This window comes from Synechococcus sp. CS-205, assembly GCF_025128255.1.
Classification (GTDB): Bacteria; Cyanobacteriota; Cyanobacteriia; order PCC-6307; family Cyanobiaceae; genus Regnicoccus_A.
In genome coordinates, this window is sequence record NZ_JAHLZB010000018.1 from 2,501 (window position 1) to 5,478 (window position 2,978).

Sequence of the window (2,978 nt, forward strand, 5' to 3'; positions counted from 1 at the left end):
GGTTTCGCGTCTACCCCGCTGTACTGCTCGCCCTATTCAGACTCGCTTTCGCTGCGGCTGCACCCCTCCAGGGGCTTAACCTCGCACAACAGGAGTAACTCGTAGGCTCATTATACAAAAGGCACGCCGTCATCCACATAAATGCAGACTCCGACCGCTTGTAAGCACACGGTTTCAGGTACTATTTCACTCGCCTTCTCGGCGTTCTTTTCACCTTTCCCTCACGGTACTGGTTCACTATCGGTCATGCAGATGTATTTAGCCTTACCGGATGGTGCCGGCAGATTCACGCAAGGTTTCACCGGCCTCGCGCTACTCAGGATACCCGCCATCTATATATCGTTACACCTACAGGCCTATCACCTTCTGTGGGGCCGCTTTCCAGGCGGCTTCGATTTCTGATATATACACTTACGCAGGTCCTACAACCCCGCAGCCCGTAGACCGCGGTTTGGGCTCCTCCCCGTTCGCTCGCCACTACTTAGGGAATCACTATTGTTTTCTCTTCCTCCGGGTACTTAGATGTTTCAGTTCCCCGGGTATGCCTCCCACTCAAGGTGGGCTCTATTGGGTTGCCCCATTCGGAAATCTACGGATCTACACTTTTTTGCAGTTCCCCGTAGCTTATCGCAGCTTTACACGTCCTTCATCGCCTCTGCATGCCAAGGCATCCACCGTGTGCCCTTTTCCGCTTTGTTTATAGAACTTGCACGACCCTCATCTTGCGATGACGCCCGTGCGCAGCTTCAAGGTTTAATTGTGGTCTGCTTGGCTTGGGAAAGCCAAACAGATACCTTTGGCGTGTCTCAAATAAATTTAAGACACTTATATTGAGTGAATACAACGTTGCCATTGCATTCAACTACTTTACTCATTACTTCTTCATCATGTCAAAGAACTCGCTGGGCGAGCGCCCGCAGCACGGGATCACTCAGCGATGCCAGATCGCTCCGGCATACTCGGTATGGGCATCGGGAAGCGCACTTCCACTCACTGCTCATTCAACCATCAATAAAATTAAAAAAATTCTGTGGAGCTACAGGGATTCGAACCCTGGACCCCTGCCTTGCAAAGGCAGTGCTCTAGCCAGCTGAGCTATAGCCCCATCGCTGTGGGCTTGGGAGGACTTGAACCTCCGACCTCACGCTTATCAGGCGTGCGCTCTAACCACCTGAGCTACAAGCCCTGCTCGGGTTTCCGGCTCAGGTTGACCTCGGCCTACCACGCCTTCAAATTTTAAAGCACAAAACAGATTGTTTGTAACGAGCCGCGTAAGATCGTCGTTGCAGGGCATCCGTAGACCCCTACATACAAGCTCTCCGTGAAAGGAGGTGATCCAGCCGCACCTTCCGGTACGGCTACCTTGTTACGACTTAGCGCCAGTTACCAGGCTTACCCTAGGCAGCTGCCTCCCGAAGGTTAGCACGCCGACATCAGGTACTCCTGACTTCCATCGCTTGACGGGCGGTGTGTACAAGGCCCGGGAACGTATTCACCGCGTCATTGCTGATACGCGATTACTAGCGATTCCAACTTCATGGAGTCGAGTTGCAGACTCCAATCCGAACTGAGATTGGTTTTATGGATTTGCGCCCACTCGCGTGGTGGCGACCCATTGTACCAACCATTGTAGCACGTGTGCAGCCCTGGACGTAAGGGCCATGATGACTTGACGTCGTCCCCACCTTCCTCACTACTTGCGTAGGCAGTCTGGCTAGAGTCCCCACCATTACGTGCTGGTAACTAACCACAGGGGTTGCGCTCGTTGCGGGACTTAACCCAACACCTCACGGCACGAGCTGACGACAGCCATGCAGCACCTTCTACCGCGCCCCGAAGGGACTCCCTGTTTCCAGAGATAGCACGGCAAATTTAGCCCAGGTAAGGTTCCTCGCGTTGCATCGAATTAAGCCACATGCTCCACCGCTTGTGCGGGCCCCCGTCAATTCCTTTGAGTTTCATCGTTGCCGACGTACTCCCCAGGTGGCATACTTAATGCGTTAACTGCAGCACTGACCCAATAGGGCCAACACCTAGTATGCATCGTTTACGGCGTGGACTACCAGGGTATCTAATCCTGTTCGCTCCCCACGCTTTCGTGCCTCAGCGTCAGTTGTAGACCAGCAGGCCGCCTTCGCCACTGATGTTCTTCGTAATATCTATGCATTTCACCGCTACACTACGAATTCCACCTGCCTCTTCTACACTCAAGACGCCCAGTATCCAAGGCCATTTTACCGTTAAGCGGCAAGATTTCACCTCAGACTTAGACGCCCGCCTACGCACCCTTTACACCCAATGATTCCGGACAACGCTTGCACCCTCCGTATTACCGCGGCTGCTGGCACGGAGTTAGCCGGTGCTTATTCATCAGGTACCGTCACAGGAGATCTAAACCCCCTCGTTCTTCCCTGATAAAAGTCGTTTACAACCCATAGGGCCGTCTTCCGACACGCGGCGTGGCTGCGTCAGGCTTTCGCCCATTGCGCAAGATTCCTCACTGCTGCCCTCCGTAGAGGTCTGGGCCGTGTCTCAGTCCCAGTGTGGGGGATCATCCTCTCAGACCCCCTAGCTATCATCGCCTTGGTGAGCCGTTACCTCACCAACTAACTAATAGCACGCAGACCCATCTCTAACCGCCCGAAGGCTTTAACAACTGTGGCCATGCGGCCCCGCTGCATTATGCGGTATTAGCACCACTTTCGCAGTGTTATCCCCCAGTTAAAGGCAGGTTATCTACGCGTTACTCACCCGTTCGCCAGTCCCCAGTGAAAGCAAGCTTCCACCTTCTCCTTCGACTTGCATGTGTTAAGCCCGCCGCCAGCGTTCGTCCTGAGCCAGGATCAAACTCTCCATTGTAAATATTATATCTATACTCTGTGAGCCTGACCCTACGCTTCCTCAATCTTCAAAAGAATATTAAGCTTTATAAGCTCGCACAAACAATCTGTTTTATGCTTCATTATTTCAAAAAACAA

General features: G+C 52.9%; 2 tRNA genes and 2 rRNA genes (1 of these 4 cut by a window edge). All 4 read right to left on the reverse strand.

The window, feature by feature from the left end:
* Positions 1 to 698, reverse strand: a 23S ribosomal RNA gene (locus KQ297_RS04110) (it extends 2,174 nt beyond the left edge of the window).
* A gap of 333 nt (positions 699 to 1,031) precedes the next feature.
* Positions 1,032 to 1,105 (reverse strand) — tRNA-Ala (locus KQ297_RS04115).
* A gap of 7 nt (positions 1,106 to 1,112) precedes the next feature.
* Positions 1,113 to 1,186, reverse strand: a tRNA-Ile gene (locus KQ297_RS04120).
* A 138-nt stretch (positions 1,187 to 1,324) separates the two neighbouring features.
* Positions 1,325 to 2,859, reverse strand: a 16S ribosomal RNA gene (locus KQ297_RS04125).
* Together the 16S and 23S rRNA genes with 2 tRNA genes alongside form the textbook arrangement of a ribosomal RNA operon.
* Between the last annotated feature and the right edge of the window lie 119 nt (positions 2,860 to 2,978).